Here is a 15,591-nt window from a genome sequence, read left to right on the forward strand (position 1 = left end):
GGTACGGCGGACCGCCCGTGACACCATGGCCGGGTGAACGGTGCTGTCCAGACGGGTTGGGCCCCGTCGAGCGATCCCGCCGCGCCGGCACCTGCCCGGCGTGGGCGGCGCTGGCTGCTGGTCGCGACCGTGCTGTGGGCCGTCCTGCTGGCCGGGCTCGCCTGGATGTCGGTCCGCGACGACCCGCCGACGGTGCGGGAACAGCGCTCCCTCGACGAGGCCGCCCCGGTGGCCGACCGGGCGGTCGGTGAGCTGGCCCGCGCCGCCGGGACGGCCGGGCTGCTGGAACTGGGCCCGGTGCGGGTCAACGCCGGCTGCCGCGTCACCCCGTTCTCCGACGGCGCGGCGCTGCGCCGCGAGGTCGGCGTGCTCGCGCCCGCCGGCACCGAGCGCGCCGTGCTGACCGGCATCGCCGACCGGCTGCCGTCCACCTGGCGGGCCGGAGTCGGCCCCGGCCTGGACGGCCCCGAACTGCACGCCGACGCCGGGGACTTCGTCGCCGTCGAGGGACGACCGACCGGGGACGGCCGGCTCCGGTTGACCGTCGACACCGGCTGCCGGCCGCTGGGCGCCGGCTACGACCCGAAGCCGGCCACCGGCGCCGGGCCGGAGGCCACGGCCCTGACGGCTGCCCTGACCGCGCTCGACCGTCCGGCCGACGCCGCGCCGGACCTGGTCACCGCGCCGTGCCCCGGCGGCGCCGTGGCCCGTACCGCACGGTCCGCCACCAGGCCCGGCTCGGCCACGGCCGGCGCGCTCGCCCCGCTGGCCGCCGGCACCCCACTGCTGGACAACCCCCCGCTGTACGCGTACCGCACCGGCGACGTCACCGTGCTGGCCGAACTCGGCCCGGACACCGCACGGGTGGCCGCCACCGTCGGCTGCCCCGCCTGAGCCGGACGTCGGGCCCGGGTCAGCCGCCCGTCTGGTGATCCTGCGGGCCTCGGCTGCGACCCAACGCGTCCACGCGGCCCCAGCGGCCGGGAATGTCCAGCAGCTCCACCCGGCCCATGCCCGGTGGCACAGCCGGATCGATGATCAGGTGTTCGCCCTGCGGTTCCAGCCCCAGCATGACCCGCAGCAACAGCAGCGGGGTGCCGCTCGACCAGGCCTGCGGGCTGCACGCGGTCGGGTACTCCACCGGGTAGCCGGTGCGGCTGCGGGCGTAGCCGGCGAACGCCTCCGGCAGCCGCCCGTCGAAGTGGCGGGACGCCGCGAGCATCGAGTCGCAGATCAGCCCGGCCTCCTCCCGGTAGCCGTACCGGCCCAGGCCCCAGGCGATGATCGAGTTGTCGAACGGCCACACGGTGCCCACGTGGTAGCCGATCGGGTTGTACCGACCCTCGCCCTCGGCCAGGGTCCGCACCCCCCAGCCCGAGAAGAGCCGCGGACCGAGCAGGTGGTCGACCACCTTGCGGGCCCGGGACTCGTCCACGATCCCGCTCCACAGCAGGTGCCCGATGTTCGACGTGAGCGCGTCCACCTGCCGGCCGTCGGCGTCCAGGGCGAGCGCGTAGTACTCCCGGTCGGCGATCCAGAAGTCGTGGTTGAACCGCTGCTTGAGCGCCGCCGCCTCCCGCTCCAGCCGGTCGGCGTACGCCGGGTCGTTCCAGACCTTCCGGGCCAGCCGGGCGGTCCGGATCTTCGCGTCGTACGCGTAGCCCTGCAACTCGCAGGTGGCCCGGGGGAAGCCGGGCAGCCGGCCGTCGGCGTACGAGATGGCGTCCCAGGAATCCTTCCAGCACTGGTTCTGCAGCCCGGACTCCGGGTTGCGGGTCCGATACCAGAGGTAGCCGGTGCCGAGCAGGTCGCCGTACGTGTCGATCCACTCCAGGGCCGCCCGGATGTTCGGCTCCAGCCGCTTGACCAGCGCGGTGTCGCCGGTCCAGCGCTCGTACTCGTCGATCAGGATGACGAACAGCGGGGTCGAGTCGGCCGACCCGTAGTACGGCGAGTGGGGCTGCTCCTCGAAGCCGGCGGTCTCGCCGTACCGCAGCTCGTGCAGGATCTTGCCGGGCTCCTCGTCCCGGAAGTCGTCCACCCGGTGCCCCTGGAGACCGGCCAGCATGAAGATGGTCGGGGGGATCAGCTCCGGCAGGAACGGCAGCACCTGCAACGAGGTGATGATGCTGTCCCGACCGAACAGGGTCATGAACCACGGCAGCCCGGCGGCGATCAGCCGTACGCCCAGGGCGATCGACTCGTAGCGCAGCGCGGCCAGGTCGTTGAGGCTGCGCCGGTACGCCCCGGCCAGCGGCTCGCAGTCACAGCCGAGCTTCGGCGCCCGGTCGATCAGCTCCTGCTGCTCGGCGCGGATGGCGTCCCCGCTGCGGCTGCCCGCGTACGGCAGGGTGGCCCGGATGTCCTCGCCCCGGGCCCCGTAGACGACGGTGGAGACGTGCAGCCGGGTGGTCCACTCGCTGTTGCTGTCGATCCGGACCCGGAAGGTCATCCCGGAGTTGTCGACCTGCGCCGGAACCGTGGAGCGGACCACGGTCTCCCGGCGGAACGCCTCCCGCCGGTACGTCAACCGCAGCTCGTTGTCGGTCGCCGCGACCGTCGTCCGGCCCACCTTCTCCCGGGCGTGCTTGATCTCGAACAGGTCGGCGAAGTCGCTGCTCATCTCGATCCGGACGGTGAACTCGCCCTCCTCGCCGGAGTGGTTGAGCACGGTCAGCTCCTCGTCGAAGCTGCCCCCGATCTCTCTGCTGCGGATCACCGACCACTTGGCGTCCAGGTAGTGGGTGGGTTCGCCGGGAGCGAGGAAGAACGTCGTCCGGTACGACTGGCTGTCGTCGATCGAGAGTGCGTGCAGCCGCTCGCCGTTGAGGGTGAGCACCCAACTGGACAGGAAACGCGTGTCGAAGGAGAACAACCCGGTCGGGAAGGTGAAGGACGGCTCGATGTCGCCGCGTCGGTCGCTGACCAGGAAGGTGTTGCCGTCCAGGATGCTGACGAGATCGTTCACGTCCGCCGCCCGACTGCCTCCCGGGCCGCCTCGCGCGGGTCGCGGGTGCCCGGCGGGTTCGGGAAGAAGCGGCGGAAGGCCAGGAAGAGCACCACGTCACCGCTGAAGGTGCTCTCGTTGCGCAGTACCGCCGCGAGCGCCTGGGCCTCGCCGGTGATCAGCCTGTAGAACAGGGCCGAGCTGCTGAACCAGATGGCGTCGGCCGGACCCCGCTCGCGGCTGGCCTGTACCGCTCCCGGCCGCATCCGGACCAGCCAGTGTTCGGTCCGGTGGCCGGTGCCGAGATCGATCTGCAGGGTCCCCCTGGCCAGGCCGCCCAGGACCGCGGGGGCACGCGTCGGCAGCGATTCGAAGAACCTCTCCGTCGCCTCGGTCACAGTCGAATCGTAGGCAGCTGTCCGAGATGTCGGGTCGGTATCGGGAGTCCGCCCATACCGTCGCCCCGAGGTGTGCCGGTGGTCAGTAGACCAGCGCCTGCGTGCCCTCGGCCAACGCCTCCTCGACGAAGACCGCGGCGCCCGCGATCCGCACACCGGGCAGTACGTCGTCCGGGCCGATCTCCCGCCGGGCCGCGCACTGGGTGCAGGCGGTCACCCGACCACTGGTCAGGATGACGTGCAGCAGCTCGGCCAGCGGCGCGGAGTGCGGTAGCTCGAACTCCTGGGCGCGGCCGGGCAGCGCGAACCAGGTCGACTCCCCGGTCAGCCAGAGCGACACGTCCACGCCGGCCGCGACCGCCGTGGCGGCGACCGTGAACGCCTGCGCGCACCGCTCCGGGGCGTCCGCCCCAGCGGTGACCTTGACGACGAGAGAGCGGGCCATGAGGCCCAGCATAGGATGGTCACGATGGTTACCGAGATCGGGTTCGTCAGCCTGCTGGTCGCCGGCCTGGGCGGGCTCGCCGGCGGCCTGGTCTACCTGGCAGTAAAGATTTCGAGGGGACGTTGGTGAGCGCGAGGAGTGAGCCGGGCCTGCGAGCCCCGCAGTCGCGAACGAAGGTGGCACGGTGAGCGACGAGAACCCGCTGCAGCCACCGTGGCTGAACGCGCCGCCGGTCGAGGAGTACCCGTTCGAGGAGAGTCACGACCTGCGGGTCGGCCCGAAGCTGCACCCGGCGCTGGACGGCCTGCTGCCGTACATCGGTCTGTGGCGCGGCCGGGGCAAGGGTGGCTTCCCCACCATCGAGGACTTCGACTACGCGCAGGAGATCCGGATCAGCCACGACGGCCGGCCGTTCCTGCACTACGAGTCGCGCGCCTGGATCCTCGACGAGCAGAGCATGCCCGTCCGCCCGGCCGGGCGTGAGGTCGGCTGGTGGCGACCGGTGCTGGTGGACGGTCGGGCAACCGACGAGCTGGAGGCCCTGCTCACGACCCCCACCGGGGTGATGGAGCTGCACCTCGGCAAGCGCACCGGCACCCAGGTCGAGTTCGCCACCGACGCGGTGGTCCGGACGGCGACCGCCAAGGAGGTCACCGGCGGGCACCGGCTTTTCGGCATCGTCGAGGGGGCGCTGCTCTACGCCCAGGAGATGGCGGCGATGGGTCACCCACTCAGCGCGCACCTCTCTGCCCGGCTCGTCCGGGTCGGCGGCTGACGCTTCAGTCGACGGGGAAACCCAGCAGCGACTGCAGGGCGGGGGTGCGCGGGCAACGGTCCCGGCGCACCCCGTCCAGCGTGTGGACCTCGGTGAGCCCGCGCACCGACGAGGCGAACCACACCCCGTCGGCGTCGTGCAGCTCGGCCGGGGTGACCATCCGTTCGGAGGCGCTCAGGCCCAGCTCGCCGGCGTGGGCGAGCAGCCAGGCGACGGTCGTGCCGGGCAGGATGCCGGTGGTGGCGGCCGGCACCGTGCGGAGCGTGTCGCCGGTGAGCCACACCACGTTGGCCGTGGGCCCCTCCAGGGCGTACCCGTCGGAGGAGATCCAGAGCACGTCGTCCACCCCGTTGGCGCGGGCCCAGCGGCGGGCGGCGCTGTTGACCGCGTACGAGATGGACTTGATCCCGGTGGGCAGCCAGGTCAACTCGGCGCGGGCGGTGGCGGGCACCCCGAGCGGCAGGTTCGCGACGCTGATCCCGTCCCGTCGCGCCATCCGCGCCGCCGCCGGCACCTCGCTCAGCGTGGCGTAGACCGTCGGTGCGCCGGCCTGCGGGCCCCGGGTGCAGACCAGCCGCAACGCCCCCTCGACCCGCGCCGGCCAGCCGGCGCACACCGTGTCGAGCAGGTCGGTCAACGCGGCGGCGTCGGGCACGGCCAGCTCGATGGCGGCGGCCGACGCGGCCAGCCGGGCCAGGTGCTCGTCGCGCAGCCACGGCCGGCCCTGGCGCAGGTGCATGCTCTCGAAGAGCCCGTCGCCGTGCAGGACGCCACGGTCGTCGCCGCGTACCACCGGCTCCGTGGCCGGGACCGGGCCCTGCCCGAGCACGGCGATCCGCGCGGTCGGGCCGACCGGAACCTGCCCGGTGAAGGACGTCGCCATGAGGGTCGAGGGTAGCGACGGGCGTCGCACGGCGGAGGTAGCCACGGCCGCCGAACTATGATCGGACGGTGTCCGAACCCTCCCTCGCGGAAATGCTCCGGGCCCGTGGGCTGCGGCTGACGGCCCAGCGGCAGCTCGTCCTCCAGGCGGTGCTCGATCTGGGCCACGCCACACCGGAGCAGGTGCACACCGCCGTCCGGGAGGTCGCCGCCGGCGTCAACATCACCACCATCTACCGCACGCTGGAGCTGCTGGAACGGCTCGGCCTGGTGACCCACACCCACCTCTCGCACGGTTCGCCGACCTACCACGCGGCGGGTGAGCACCAACACGTCCACCTGGTCTGCCGGGAGTGCGGCGCGATCGACGAGATCGATCCGGAGCTGCTCCGCCCGCTCGCCGAGCAGTTGGCCGCGCAGCGGGGTTTCCGGGTGGACATCGGGCACGTGTCACTCTTCGGCGTCTGCGACCGCTGCGAGAACGGGGATCAAAAATGATCGACATCGCGGGCGCGGTGGCCGTCGAGAGCATCGACGAGGCCAGCCGTGACCAGCCGGACCCGGCGCACGTCGCGGTCGGGGTGCGGGGGGTGGCCGCGCACTACGGCGATCCGCTGCGCGAGCAGCGCGTCCTGGACACCGAGGTCGGCCTGGTCGACCGGTCACACCGGGGGATCATCGCGGTGCCCGGCGAGGAGCGGGCCGGCTGGCTGCACACGATCACCTCGCAGCACCTGAGCACGCTGGCCGCCGGCGAGGGCACCGAGTTGCTGGTGCTCTCGCCGCACGGGCACGTCGAGCAGCACGCCCTGGTCGCCGAGGACGGCGAGACGACCTGGCTGGACACCGAGCCGGGGGCGACCGACGGTCTGCTCGCGTACCTGGAGAAGATGCGGTTCTTCAGCAGGGTCGACCCCCGCGACGCCACCGCCGAGCGGGCGCTGCTGTCGCTGGTCGGGCCGGCGGCGCCGGAGGCCCTGGGCACGCTCGGCGTGACCGGGCTGGCCGCGCCGGACCTGGTGCCGGTGCCGGGCCCGAAGTTCGCCGCCGGGGCCGTGCCGCCCCGAGCGGGCATCCGGTACGACGTCCGACCGCTGCCGATCGGCGGGTGGGCGCGTCGCGGCCTGCTCGGGGTGGACCTGCTGGTGCCCCGCTCGGCGATGGAGCAGGTGGTCGCCGAGCTACGCGGCGCGGGCGTGCCGGTCGCCGGCCTCTGGGCGTACGAGGCGATCCGGGTCGCCGCCCGGCAGCCCCGGGTCGGGGTGGACACCGATCACCGGACCATCCCGGCCGAGGTGGACCTCATCGGCCCGGCGGTGCACCTGGACAAGGGCTGCTACCGGGGTCAGGAGACGGTGGCCCGCGTACACAACATGGGTCGGCCGCCGCGCCGCCTGGTGCTGCTGCACCTGGACGGGGTGACCACCGACCAGCCGCCGACCGCCGGTACGCCGGTCACCCTCGACGGCCGGGCGGTGGGCTTCGTGGGCACCGCCGTGCTGCACCACGAGCTGGGTCAGGTCGCTCTCGCCGTCCTGAAGCGGAACGTCCCGGACGACGCCGCGCTGATGATCGGCGAGACCGCGGCGGCGATCGACCCGTCCTGACCGGGGCGTCTAGGATCGCCGGCATGACGACAGGGACGTTGATCACGGTGGCCCCGACGGGCGCGGAGTCGGCCAAGGCGGAGGTGCCGGCGCTGCCGGTGACCCTGGACGAGCTGCTGCTCACCGCCAAGGAGTGCGAGGCGCTCGGCGCCGCCGTGATCCACGTTCACATCCGCGACGACGAGGCGCGGCCGACCCTCGACCCGGCCCGGCTGGCCGAGACGGTGGCGGCACTGCGGGAGAGCACCGACCTGATCGTGCAGCTCTCCTCCGGCGGCGCGGTGACCGACCCGGAGGCGTCCCGGCTCGCCGTGCTCGACGCGGGTCCGGACATGGCCTCCTGCACCATGGGCACTGTCAACTTCGGCGACGACGTCTTCCTCAACCGCTGGGAGTTCATCGTCGATCTGCACACCCGGATGCAGGAGCGCGGCATCGTGCCGGAGTACGAGATCTTCGACCTCGGCCACCTGTCCGCGTTGCAGCGGCTGCTCGGCAAGTACGGCCTGCCGGCGGGCGGTCACGTGCACGTCGACTTCGTGATGGGGGTGCCGGGCGGCATGCCGGGCACCACCGAGACGCTTGTCGCCGCCCACCGGATGCTGGCGGACCTGCCCGCGGGCACCACCTTCTCGGCCACTGGCATCGGCCGCAGCACGATCCCGGTCATGCTCGCCTCGCTGTCCACCGGCGGGCACCTGCGGGTCGGCATGGAGGACACGGTGACGTACGCCAAGGGTCGGGCGGTCGAGTCCAACATGCAGTTGGTCGCCCGCGCGGTCGGCTTCGCCCAACTCGCCCAGCGACCGCCGCTGACCACCACCGAGGCCCGCGCGCTGCTCGGGCTGTAAGGCCGGACACCTTCCGCGCCCCTGTCACCCGGGCGGTGGACCACCTGGTCACCCCGCCGACGGACAGCCTCGGCCCCTCGGTACCGTCCAGCACGTGGGAAAGACGTACGAGGGCGGCGTGCCGCTCGCCGAGGTGGTCCGGTCCGGGTTCGTGGAGGGCGCGCACCGCGGCTCGGTGGTGGTGCTGGACGCCGCCGGGGTGCCGCTGGCGACCGCCGGGGACGTGACCGCGCCGATCTTCCCGCGCTCGGCCAGCAAGCCGATGCAGGCGATCGGGATGCTCCGCGCCGGCCTGACGCTTACCGATCCGGCCGACCTGGCGTTGGTCTCGGCGAGCCACGCGGGGGAGGACTTCCACCTGGCCCGGGTCGGCGCGCTCCTCGACCGGGCCGGGCTGGACGCCTCGGCGCTGCACTGCCCGCCCGACCTGCCGGTGGGTGCGGCGGCCCGGGAGGCGGTGCTGCGGGCCGGGGGCGGGCCGAGCCGGGTGCAGATGAACTGCTCCGGCAAGCACAGCGGAATGCTGCTGACCTGCGAGGCCGCCGGGTGGCCGCGGGACGGCTACTGGCGGCCGGAGCACCCGTTGCAGCAGGGGTTGCGAGCCGCCATCGAGGAGTTCACCGGCGAGCAGGCGGCGGCGGTGGGGGTGGACGGCTGCGGTGCCCCGGTGCTGGCGGTGTCGCTGACCGGCCTGGCCGGGGCGTACCTCCGGCTGGTCGGCGCCGAGCCGGGCTCGGCGCCGCGCACGGTGGCCGCCGCGATGCGGGCGCACCCGGAGATCGTCGGTGGCACCCAGGCCGACGACACCCGGCTGATGCGCGGTGTCCCGGGCCTGCTGGCCAAGGTCGGCGCCGAGGGCGTGTTCGCGGTGGGGCTGCCGGGCGTCGGCGCGGTGGCTCTGAAGATCGACGATGGAGCCGACCGGGCCCGGATGCCGGTGCTGGTCTCCGCGCTGCGCCGGCTCGGTGTGGACGCGCCGGTGCTGGCCGAGTACGCCGAGGTGCCGCTCTTCGGCGGTGGCGTTCCGGTCGGGGCGGTCCGCCCGCTCTGGTGACACCACCGGTCCACCGGTCGGCGATCCGGCTGCCCGGCACGGCGGCCAACGCCTGATCGAGCGCTATACCTCACAGGCATGAATATGACTCTGAGGTATAGCGCTCGTCGTGGCGTCAGCCCCGTCGTTGGCGGCGGGTCTGCTGGCGGCCGGGGGTGCGGGGCCGTCGGCGGCCCCTTGGCGTCGCTGGCCGAGGGGCGGTCAGGGCTGTGCGCGCCGCGCGGTCAGGGCTGCGCGCGCCGCCGGTCAGCTCAGGAAGTCGAGCAGGGCGGCGTTGACGGGCTCCGGACGCTCCAGCGGCAACAGGTGTGCGGCATCCGGCACATCCGGCAGCCGTACCGCGCCGGGGACCTCGGCGGCGATCCGGTCGGCGAGGCGGCTGATGTCCGGTACGTCGGCGGCGCCGGCGGTGACCAGGACGGGCACCCGCAGCTCGCTGAGGCGGCCGATCGCCGGAGGCGTCAGCTCGCCCACCTCCACCGCGCCGAGCGCGAGCTCGGCGGCCAGGGCGCGCTGGTCCATCTCCTGCGCGAACGCCAGCAGTTCAGGGTCGACGTCGGCCGGCTGGCGGCCGGGCCCGACCACCCAGAACCGCACCTCGCCGGCCGCCCCGGCGACGAAGTCGTCCGGGTCGACCTCGCCGACCAGGTCGTCCCAGAGGTCGTTGGCCTCGTCGGACCACTCGTTGCCGGAGAGCGCCGTGTCGAAGAGGGCGAGCGCGCTCACCCGGTCCGGGTGCGCGAGCGCGGTGTCGACGGCGACCGATCCACCGAAGGAGCAGCCGACCAGCGCGGCCCGGGGCAGGTCGAGGGCGTCCAGCAGGCCGGCCACGTCGTCGTGGTGCGCGAACGGCGTCGGGGGCAGCTCGGAGTCGCCGTACCCGCGTAGGTCCGGGACGATCACCCGGTGCCGGGCGGCGAGCGCGGGCACGACGCCCCGCCACATCCGCCGGTCCGCGATGCCGGCGTGCAGCAGCACGACGGGCGAACCGCTGCCGACCTCGTCGTACGCGAGAGATGCTCCGTTGACTGTGATCTTGTGCACCAACGGACCGTACGGATCCGGCGAGCGGCGCGCAAACGTGATGCTGAGACCTTGCTAACTTTGGCAAGCATTTCGCTTGCAAGAGCTAGCAGGCGGCATTAGCGTCGTGTCCATGGCCACACCCAAGGACCTTCCCGACGTCGGCGGGTTCATCCGCGATCTGCGGCGCAACGCCAAGATCTCGCTGCGTCAGCTCGCCGAGCAGGCGGGGGTCAGCAACCCGTACCTCAGCCAGATCGAGCGCGGGCTGCGCAAGCCCAGCGCCGAGGTGCTCCAGCAACTGGCCAGCGCGCTGCGGGTCTCGACCCCGGCGATGTACCTGCGGGCCGGGCTGCTCGACGACAAGGAGGGCCACGGGGTGCTCGCCGCCATCGCGGTGGACCCCGACCTCACGATGGCCCAGAAGCAGTCGCTCAGCCAGATCTACGAGACGTTCCGCCGGGAGAACGCCCGGCTCGCCGAGGCCCAGGCCGCCGCCGAAGGCCCGGCCGCCGAGAGCCCGGCCGCCGAAGGTTCGGCCGCCGCGGGCCCGGCCAGCGGGAACCCGGATGTCGCCGGCAGCGGCGGAGTGACCGGGGCGACCATCCCGACCGACGTCGCCGACGAGCCGGCCGACGTGGCCAACCTGGCCGCCACCGGCCCCACCACCGCGGGCGGCACCCCGACCGAGGCCGTGCTCGAGTCGGTCGCCGTCACCGAGGCGGGCACCGCCCCCGCCCCGGGCAGCAGCACCAGCACCCCCGAGAAGAGCAGCACCAGCACCCCCGAGAAGAAGGCCGCCGGACCGGCGGTCCGCAAGGCCGCCGAGGCGGCCGAGGAGGAGACGTCATGACCGAGCCGAAGACCAACCGCATCCCCGCCCCGATCTACGCCGCCGCCGGTGCCGCCGAGTTGGCCCTCGAGCAGTTGCGCAAGCTGCCCGCGGCCGTCGGTCTCCACGGCACCCGGGTCGTCGCCGACCTCGGCGGCCGGGCCGTGCTGACCGGTTTCGAGCTGCGCCAGAAGGCCACCGAGACGCTGCGTACCGCCAACGAGACCGCCGAGACCCTGCGCGGTCGCGCGCAGGCCGAGCTGGACCTGGCCAAGCTGCGCGAGGCGGCTGACCTGACCAAGCTCCGCGAGGCGGCCGACCTGACCAAGCTCCGCGAGGTCGCCGACATCGACAAGTTGCGGACCGCCGCGACCCGCAACGCCGCCGTGGTGATCGCCGGTGCCCAGGCCGCGCAGGAGCGGGCGTACGCCGCGTACGGCGCGCTGGTGGCCCGTGGTGAGCGGGTCGTCGGCGCTGGTGTGCTGGAGGCCGCCGAGACGGTCAACGCCGACATCGAGGCCACCCAGGCCGCGCCCGCCCCGGCCGCGCCGGCTGCCACCGCCCCGGCTGTGACCCCGGCCCCGGCCGAGGTGCCGAGCCCGGCCGAGGTGGCCGAGATCGCCGAGGCCAAGCCGGCCGCCGTCAAGAAGGCTGCCCGGGCGAAGGCCGCGAAGCCGGCCGAGACCCCGTCGGCCAAGCTGCCCCGGGCCACCAAGCGGACCCGCCCGGCGGCCGAGTAGTTCGTCCTGTCGGCGATCCCGACGGCGTCCTTGACGGACGTAGTCGGGGTCGCCGACATAAACTTGCCGGCATGGCCACCGCCGCGCCGATCTTCGCGTTCGAAGTCCGTTACGTGATCGAGCTGATCCTGCTCGTCTTCGCGTTGATCATCCAGGGTGTCGCGTTGGTGCATGCCATCACGCAGCGCTCCGACGCCTTCTCCGCCATCGGGACGCTGCCCAAGGGTGGCTGGATCGCCATCCTGGCGGTCTGCCTCGTGCTGATCCTGCTCAGCCGCGGTCCGATCAGCCTCTTCGGACTGATCGGCATCGCCGCCGCGCTGATCTATCTGCTCGACGTCCGGGTCGGTCTCCGCGACCTCAGTGACGGCAAAGGGTTCTGGTGAGAGGTTTTCGCTGGCCGCCTCCGCCCGACAGCGGCCCCCGCACCTGGGGGCCGGGTCCGGGCGGGCCGCGTACCGGCCGGCCGGCTCTGCCGGAGCCGGAGACGGAGCTGGTCGCCACCCCGCACGGCGTGCAGCTGGAGCGCCTGGTCACCGGCGTCGGTGACCCGGTCACCGTGTTCGCGCACGGGCTGGGCAACGGGATCGCCACCACACGCCCGTTCGGCAGCGGGGTGGCCGGTCGTCGGCTGTTCTTCCAGTTCCGGGGTCACGGTCGCTCCGAGGCGCCGGCCGGCCCGTGGACCTACCTCGACCTGGCCCGCGATCTGCGGGCCATCGCGGATCTGGGCGGCGCCAGCCGGGCGTTCGGGGCGAGCCTCGGCGCGGGCGCACTGTGCCGCCTGCTGGCCGAGAGCCCGGAGCGCTTCGAGAAACTGGTGTTCTTCCTGCCGGCGGTCCTCGACCAGCCCCGCGGTCCGGTCGCCCGGGACCGCATCACCGCCCTGCTGGAGGCCGTCGAGAGCGGCGAGGCGTCGGCGGTCGCCGACGTCGTCGCGCTGGAGCTGCCGGCGGCGGTCCGCAACACGCCGGCCGGCTGGGCGTACCTGCGGCAGCGGCTCGACCAGCTGCTCCGCGACGGTCTGGCCGACGGCCTGGCCACGCTTCCGGAGCAGGCGCCGCTGCAGGACGCGACCGCCCTGGCGGCGGTCACCGCGCCGGCCCTGGTGATCGGCTGCGCGGGCGACGACCTGCACCCGGTCGAGGTCGCCGAGCAGCTCGCCGCCGCGCTGCCCCAGGCCACCCTGCACGTGTACGACCGACCGGGGGTGCTCTGGACGGAACGCGCCGACCTGCGGGAGCGGATCTCCGGCTTCCTCAACGGGTAACGTGGCCTGTCATGGGCGTCACACAGCATGGCCGGACGCACCGGCTGGATCTCGCCGACCCGACCCTGCGTGAGTGGACCTGCACGGTCCTGCACGCCGACCCGGAGCAGGGCATCGTCCTGGACCGCTCGGCGTTCTACCCGGGCGGCGGCGGCCAACCGCCGGATCACGGCGTGCTGCTCTGGCAGGGCGTGCAGACCCGGATCGTCGGCACCCGCAAGGGCGACGACCCGCACCTGATCCCCGCCGAGGGTGACCCGCTGCCGCCGGTCGGCACCGAGGTTGTCGGCGCGGTGGAGGACGAGCGCCGCACCCGTCTGATGCGTACCCACTCCGGGCTGCACGTGCTCTGCGGTGTGGTGTTCCGCGACTTCGGCGCGCTCGTCACCGGCAACTCGATGGAGCCGGGCGAGGCCCGGATGGACTTCAACCTCCCCGAGGTTCCGCCGGACTTCAAGAGTCGCATCGAGGAGCTGGTCAACGCCGAGGTGGCCGCCGACCGCGCGGTCGCCACCCGGGTGCTGCCGCGCACCGAGGCGCTGGCCCTTCCGGACATCATCCGTACCCAGTCCAACCTCATCCCGCCGGACGAGCAGGAGGTCCGGATCGTCGACATCGTCGGACTGGACGTGCAGGCCGACGGCGGCACCCATGTCGCGTCCACCGCCCAGATCGGCAAGGTGCAGGTGGTCAAGGTGGAGAGCAAGGGTCGGGCCAACCGCCGGGTCCGCGTCCGGTTGGTGGACTGACAAATTCGGACGGCGGCTGTCAGGTATCGCTGGCAGCCTCGCAGGCATGACACAACCGCTCGCAGGAAAGATCGCGCTCGTCGCCGGTGCCACGCGGGGCGCCGGTCGACAGATCGCGGTCCAGTTGGGTGCCGCCGGCGCCACCGTGTACGCCACCGGTCGCAGCAGCCGCGCCGGCCGTTCGGAGATGGACCGGCCGGAGACCATCGAGGAGACCGCCGAGCTGGTCACCGCGGCCGGCGGCACCGGCGTCGCCGTGCAGGTCGACCACCTGGTGCCCGAACAGGTCCGCGACCTGGTCGCCCGGATCGACGCCGAGCAGGGCCGACTCGACGTGCTGGTCAACGACATCTGGGGCGGCGACCCCCTGGTGACCTGGGACAAGCCGGTCTGGGAGCAGCCGCTGGAGGCGGGCTTCCGCACCCTGCGGTTGGCCGTCGACACGCACATCATCACCAGCCACTTCGCCCTGCCGCTGCTGATCCGTCAGCCCGGTGGCCTGGTCGTGGAGATCGGCGACGGCACCAAGGCGTACAACGACGAGAACTACCGCCTCTCGGTCTTCTACGACCTGGCCAAGGTCTCGGTCAACCGGCTCGCCTTCACCCAGGCGCACGAGCTGAAGCCGCACGGCGGCACGGCGGTCGCGCTCACCCCCGGCTGGCTCCGCTCCGAGGCCATGCTGGAGCACTTCGGCGTCACCGAGGAGAACTGGCGCGACGGGGCCGCCACCGACCCGCACTTCCTCATCTCGGAGACGCCAGCCTTCGTCGGCCGCGCGGTGGCCGCGCTCGCCACCGACGAGGAGAAGGCCCGCTGGAACGGCCAGTCCGTCGACGCGGGCACGCTGTCGAAGGTGTACGGCTTCACCGACGTCGACGGCAGCCAGCCGGAGGCCATCCGGTACATCACCGAGGTGGTCGGCGCCGGCAAGCCGGCCGACGTCACCGGCTACCGCTGACTCGCTGAAGGGTCACCTGCGGGCCCGCTGATCTGTGGGCCGGTGTCACGGCACGGCCGGGCCGTCGTAGCGCGCGGCGGCCCGGCGTGCCGCGTCCGCCATCCGTGCGCGCAGCTCCGGCGGGTCGAGCGCCTCCACCTCCGGGCCCAGCGCCAGCAACTGGGCGTACGCGACGCCGACCGACTCGACGGGCAGCCGGGCCACCACCCAGCCCTGCTCGTCGGGCTCGCCCACGGAGGCGACCACCTCGTCGTACACGTAAGGGGCATCGACCAGGCGTCGGAGCTGACGCAGGCCGGCGGGGCTGAGCCGGACGGTCACCTCGGCCCGCAGCATGGTCCGCAGGAATTCCCCGGCCTGCTCCCGCCAGTGCCCGGCCAGGTCGAAGCCCTCGTTGCGCTCGAAGTGCTCCTCGCCCACCTCGACCCCGGTCACGCGGTCCACCCGGTAGGTGCGGACATCCTCGCCGACCCGGCCGACCAGATACCAGACGCCGCTCTTGAGCACCAGGCCGTACGGCTGGACTCGGCGGGTCACCTTCTTCTCGCCGCGTCGGTAGCGCAGATCCACCACCCGGTCGCTCCAGACCGCCCGCGCCAGCTCGGCCAGCCACGGTGGTGGCGGCGTCTCCCGGAACCAGCCCGGCACGTCCAGGTGGAACCGCTGCCCGGTACGGGCCGGCGCGTCGCGCAGGGCGGGTGGCAGCGCGGCGAGCACCTTCAGCTCGGCGGACGCGACCGCGTCGGCGAGCCCCATGTCACCGGCGGGCCCCGGTAGCCCAGCGAGGAAGAGCGCCTCCGCCTCGTCCCGGGTCAGACCGGTCAGCCGGGTGCGATAGCCGCCGAGCAGGCGGTAACCGCCGGCCCGACCCCGGTCGGCGTAGACCGGCACGCCCGCTGCGGAGAGCGCCAGGACGTCCCGGTAGACGGTCCGCTCGGAAATCTCCAGCTCCCGTGCCAGCTCGCCCGCCGTCATCGATCCGCGCGACTGCAACAGCAGCAGCAGCGAGATCAGTCGGGACGCGCGCACCCGCCCATCCTGCCTCGTGCCGCTCGCC

General features: G+C 73.4%; 19 protein-coding genes. 13 read left to right on the forward strand and 6 right to left on the reverse strand.

The genetic code is table 11. The features are described from left to right. The first annotated feature begins 33 nt into the window (after positions 1-33). A complete protein-coding gene (locus tag ACFYPR_RS01540) occupies positions 34-894 on the forward strand; it encodes a hypothetical protein (protein ID WP_387258276.1) in 861 nt (286 codons plus the stop codon). A 19-nt stretch (positions 895-913) separates the two neighbouring features. Here the strand turns inward: ACFYPR_RS01540 and ACFYPR_RS01545 are convergent, their stop codons facing one another. The 3 genes from ACFYPR_RS01545 to ACFYPR_RS01555 form a co-directional block, all read right to left on the reverse strand. After that, positions 914-2,968, reverse strand: coding sequence for a glycogen debranching N-terminal domain-containing protein (locus tag ACFYPR_RS01545; RefSeq protein WP_387258278.1), 2,055 nt, complete (start codon positions 2,966-2,968; stop codon positions 914-916). Beyond that, on the reverse strand, positions 2,965-3,345 hold the full coding sequence (locus ACFYPR_RS01550) for an SCP2 sterol-binding domain-containing protein (protein WP_387258280.1): 381 nt from the start codon (positions 3,343-3,345) through the stop codon (positions 2,965-2,967). The genes ACFYPR_RS01545 and ACFYPR_RS01550 overlap by 4 nt, the downstream gene beginning before the upstream one ends. An 82-nt stretch (positions 3,346-3,427) precedes the next feature. Continuing rightward, positions 3,428-3,802, reverse strand: coding sequence for a DsrE family protein (locus ACFYPR_RS01555; protein ID WP_354859829.1), 375 nt, complete (start codon positions 3,800-3,802; stop codon positions 3,428-3,430). 12 nt (positions 3,803-3,814) lie between these two features. On the opposite strand from ACFYPR_RS01555, the gene mtfM reads away from it, so the two are divergent. Together mtfM and ACFYPR_RS01565 are read left to right on the forward strand one after the other, a co-directional pair. Beyond that, on the forward strand, positions 3,815-3,919 hold the full coding sequence (gene mtfM / locus ACFYPR_RS01560) for a small membrane protein MtfM (protein ID WP_305076120.1): 105 nt from the start codon (positions 3,815-3,817) through the stop codon (positions 3,917-3,919). Between the two features lie 55 nt (positions 3,920-3,974). Further along, positions 3,975-4,565, forward strand: a complete 591-nt coding sequence (locus ACFYPR_RS01565) for an FABP family protein (protein ID WP_387258282.1) — start codon at positions 3,975-3,977, stop codon at positions 4,563-4,565. Between the two features lie 4 nt (positions 4,566-4,569). Here the strand turns inward: ACFYPR_RS01565 and ACFYPR_RS01570 are convergent, their stop codons facing one another. Then, complete coding sequence (locus ACFYPR_RS01570; RefSeq protein WP_387258283.1) at positions 4,570-5,448, reverse strand: aminotransferase class IV; 879 nt, start codon at positions 5,446-5,448, stop codon at positions 4,570-4,572. A gap of 68 nt (positions 5,449-5,516) precedes the next feature. On the opposite strand from ACFYPR_RS01570, the gene ACFYPR_RS01575 reads away from it, so the two are divergent. The 4 genes from ACFYPR_RS01575 (at position 5,517) to ACFYPR_RS01590 (ending at position 8,959) form a co-directional block, all read left to right on the forward strand. Next, positions 5,517-5,945: a Fur family transcriptional regulator gene (locus ACFYPR_RS01575; protein WP_387258285.1), complete on the forward strand. Its 429-nt coding sequence runs from the start codon at positions 5,517-5,519 to the stop codon at positions 5,943-5,945. Then, entirely contained in the window at positions 5,942-7,054 is a 1,113-nt protein-coding gene (locus ACFYPR_RS01580; protein ID WP_355064477.1) for a folate-binding protein, read from the forward strand. The genes ACFYPR_RS01575 and ACFYPR_RS01580 overlap by 4 nt, the downstream gene beginning before the upstream one ends. A gap of 23 nt (positions 7,055-7,077) precedes the next feature. After that, complete coding sequence (locus ACFYPR_RS01585) at positions 7,078-7,905, forward strand: 3-keto-5-aminohexanoate cleavage protein (RefSeq protein WP_354859816.1); 828 nt, start codon at positions 7,078-7,080, stop codon at positions 7,903-7,905. 94 nt (positions 7,906-7,999) lie between these two features. Next, complete coding sequence (locus tag ACFYPR_RS01590) at positions 8,000-8,959, forward strand: asparaginase (protein WP_387258287.1); 960 nt, start codon at positions 8,000-8,002, stop codon at positions 8,957-8,959. Positions 8,960-9,205: 246 nt separating this feature from the next. On the opposite strand, the gene ACFYPR_RS01595 is transcribed toward ACFYPR_RS01590, so the two are convergent. Further along, a complete protein-coding gene (locus tag ACFYPR_RS01595) occupies positions 9,206-10,003 on the reverse strand; it encodes an alpha/beta hydrolase (RefSeq protein WP_354859810.1) in 798 nt (265 codons plus the stop codon). A gap of 112 nt (positions 10,004-10,115) precedes the next feature. Between ACFYPR_RS01595 and ACFYPR_RS01600 the strand changes: the two genes are divergently transcribed. From ACFYPR_RS01600 to ACFYPR_RS01625, 6 genes are all read left to right on the forward strand, one after another. Then, on the forward strand, positions 10,116-10,835 hold the full coding sequence (locus ACFYPR_RS01600; protein ID WP_355064481.1) for a helix-turn-helix domain-containing protein: 720 nt from the start codon (positions 10,116-10,118) through the stop codon (positions 10,833-10,835). Continuing rightward, complete coding sequence (locus tag ACFYPR_RS01605; RefSeq protein WP_354859806.1) at positions 10,832-11,554, forward strand: hypothetical protein; 723 nt, start codon at positions 10,832-10,834, stop codon at positions 11,552-11,554. Before ACFYPR_RS01600 ends, ACFYPR_RS01605 begins: the two co-directional genes overlap by 4 nt. A gap of 71 nt (positions 11,555-11,625) precedes the next feature. After that, the gene (locus ACFYPR_RS01610; protein WP_234582317.1) at positions 11,626-11,940 is read left to right on the forward strand and encodes a DUF2516 family protein; all 315 of its coding nucleotides are present in this window, start codon (positions 11,626-11,628) and stop codon (positions 11,938-11,940) included. Next, entirely contained in the window at positions 11,937-12,824 is an 888-nt protein-coding gene (locus tag ACFYPR_RS01615) for an alpha/beta hydrolase (protein ID WP_355064485.1), read from the forward strand. The genes ACFYPR_RS01610 and ACFYPR_RS01615 overlap by 4 nt, the downstream gene beginning before the upstream one ends. 11 nt (positions 12,825-12,835) lie before the next feature. Next, positions 12,836-13,573 carry an alanyl-tRNA editing protein gene (locus tag ACFYPR_RS01620; RefSeq protein WP_387258289.1) on the forward strand — a complete coding sequence of 246 codons (738 nt, stop codon included), beginning with the start codon at positions 12,836-12,838 and terminating at the stop codon, positions 13,571-13,573. A 46-nt stretch (positions 13,574-13,619) separates the two neighbouring features. Beyond that, complete coding sequence (locus ACFYPR_RS01625; RefSeq protein ID WP_387258291.1) at positions 13,620-14,534, forward strand: SDR family oxidoreductase; 915 nt, start codon at positions 13,620-13,622, stop codon at positions 14,532-14,534. Positions 14,535-14,579: 45 nt separating this feature from the next. Here ACFYPR_RS01625 and ACFYPR_RS01630 read toward each other — a convergent pair whose 3' ends face one another. Further along, the gene (locus ACFYPR_RS01630) at positions 14,580-15,563 is read right to left on the reverse strand and encodes a helix-turn-helix transcriptional regulator (RefSeq protein WP_387258293.1); all 984 of its coding nucleotides are present in this window, start codon (positions 15,561-15,563) and stop codon (positions 14,580-14,582) included. Positions 15,564-15,591 lie beyond the last annotated feature (28 nt).

The sequence above is a fragment of the Micromonospora sp. NPDC005254 genome, assembly GCF_042872525.1.
Classification (GTDB): domain Bacteria; phylum Actinomycetota; class Actinomycetes; order Mycobacteriales; family Micromonosporaceae; genus Micromonospora.

What these genes read in the sequence shown, in the direction of transcription:
- ACFYPR_RS01580 (WP_355064477.1), top strand. Translation starts at nt 5,942, where the DNA reads ATGATCGACATCGCGGGCGCGGTGGCCGTCGAGAGCATCGACGAGGCC.
- ACFYPR_RS01600 (WP_355064481.1), top strand. Translation starts at nt 10,116, where the DNA reads ATGGCCACACCCAAGGACCTTCCCGACGTCGGCGGGTTCATCCGCGAT.
- ACFYPR_RS01610 (WP_234582317.1), top strand. Translation starts at nt 11,626, where the DNA reads ATGGCCACCGCCGCGCCGATCTTCGCGTTCGAAGTCCGTTACGTGATC.
- ACFYPR_RS01625 (WP_387258291.1), top strand. Translation starts at nt 13,620, where the DNA reads ATGACACAACCGCTCGCAGGAAAGATCGCGCTCGTCGCCGGTGCCACG.
- ACFYPR_RS01555 (WP_354859829.1), bottom strand. Translation starts at nt 3,802, where the DNA reads ATGCTGGGCCTCATGGCCCGCTCTCTCGTCGTCAAGGTCACCGCTGGG.
- mtfM (WP_305076120.1), top strand. Translation starts at nt 3,815, where the DNA reads ATGGTTACCGAGATCGGGTTCGTCAGCCTGCTGGTCGCCGGCCTGGGC.
- ACFYPR_RS01605 (WP_354859806.1), top strand. Translation starts at nt 10,832, where the DNA reads ATGACCGAGCCGAAGACCAACCGCATCCCCGCCCCGATCTACGCCGCC.
- ACFYPR_RS01585 (WP_354859816.1), top strand. Translation starts at nt 7,078, where the DNA reads ATGACGACAGGGACGTTGATCACGGTGGCCCCGACGGGCGCGGAGTCG.
- ACFYPR_RS01620 (WP_387258289.1), top strand. Translation starts at nt 12,836, where the DNA reads ATGGGCGTCACACAGCATGGCCGGACGCACCGGCTGGATCTCGCCGAC.
- ACFYPR_RS01570 (WP_387258283.1), bottom strand. Translation starts at nt 5,448, where the DNA reads ATGGCGACGTCCTTCACCGGGCAGGTTCCGGTCGGCCCGACCGCGCGG.